1 protein-coding gene is annotated in these 1268 nt (G+C 59.8%); it reads left to right on the top strand.

The annotated features are described in order from the left end of the window. Positions 1–65: 65 nt before the first annotated feature. A protein-coding gene (locus P2PM1_RS22435) for an IS3 family transposase (RefSeq protein WP_186400625.1) occupies positions 66–1234 on the top strand; the annotation gives its coding sequence in 2 pieces (ribosomal slippage) (positions 66–330 and positions 330–1234; 1170 coding nt in all). Positions 1235–1268 lie beyond the last annotated feature (34 nt).

Below are 1268 nucleotides of genomic sequence, written 5' to 3'. Positions count from 1 at the left end.
TGGTCTGCCCCCTGAAAAGTGGTCCTCCCTGAAGTAGGCTATTGAGCCGTAGAGAGGACGTTGGAATGCCCCAGAAGAAGCACAAGCCCGAAGAGATCGTCGCCAAGCTGCGCCAGGTCGATGTTCTGTTGTCGCAAGGAAGATCGGTTGGCGAAGCGGTTCGTTCGATCGGCGTGACCCAGTTCACGTATTACCGTTGGCGCAAGGAGTTCGGCGGCCTGAAAGGCGATCAGGTGAAGCGTCTCAAGGAGCTTGAGAAAGAGAACGACCGTCTTCGCAAGGCGGTGTCGGATCTGACGCTCGAGAAGCTGATCCTCAAAGAGGCCGCCTCGGGAAACTACTGAGCCCCACCCGCCGTCGGCGCTGCGTCGATCATATCATGGCGAAGTTCTCCGTCTCGGAGCGCTTTGCGTGCAAGGTTCTCGGCCAGCACCGTTCGACCCAGCGCAAGAAGCCCAGAGGCAGGCCGGATGAAGAGGCGTTGACCGCCGACATCATCCGGCTAGCCTCATGCTACGGCCGCTATGGCTATCGTCGGATAACGGCGATGCTGCGGTCCGAGGGCTGGACGGTGAACGCCAAACGCGTCGAGCGCATCTGGCGGCGGGAGGGGCTGAAGGTTCCCCAGAAACAACCGAAGAGAAGACGTCTCTGGCTGAATGACGGATCGTGCCTCCGGCTTCGGCCTGCTCATCCCAACCATGTCTGGTCCTATGATTTTGTCGAGGACCGAACCCACGATGGAGGCAAGTTCCGCATGCTCAACATCATCGACGAGTTCACCCGGGAGTGCCTGGCGATCCGCATCGATCGAAAGCTCAACTCGACCGACGTCATCGACGCCCTATCGGACCTGTTCATCCTGCGTGGTGTGCCGGGCCATGTTCGTTCCGACAATGGTCCGGAGTTCATCGCCAAGGCGGTGCGCGAGTGGATCGCTGCTGTCGGCGCAAATACCGCGTTCATCGAGCCGGGCAGCCCATGGGAGAACGGCTACTGCGAGAGCTTCAACTCGAAGCTGCGCGACGAGCTGCTCAACGGCGAAATCTTCTACAGCCTCGCTGAGGCAAAGGTCATCATCGAGGCATGGAGACGCTACTACAACACTGAGCGGCCGCATTCATCGCTTGGTTACAGACCACCAGCACCGGAGGCTATTATCTGGCCCGCGCCACCGCCCGGATCGGCACCTCCATCTGCCCAGGCAATAGCCGAAAAGCCGATCATGCACTAAGACTAAAACTGGACCACCCTTTGGGGGCAGACCA

This window comes from Stappia sp. P2PMeth1, assembly GCF_900185735.1.
In the GTDB taxonomy this organism is placed as follows: Bacteria; Pseudomonadota; Alphaproteobacteria; order Rhizobiales; family Stappiaceae; genus Stappia.
This window is presented reverse-complemented; position numbering and strand designations above follow the sequence as displayed.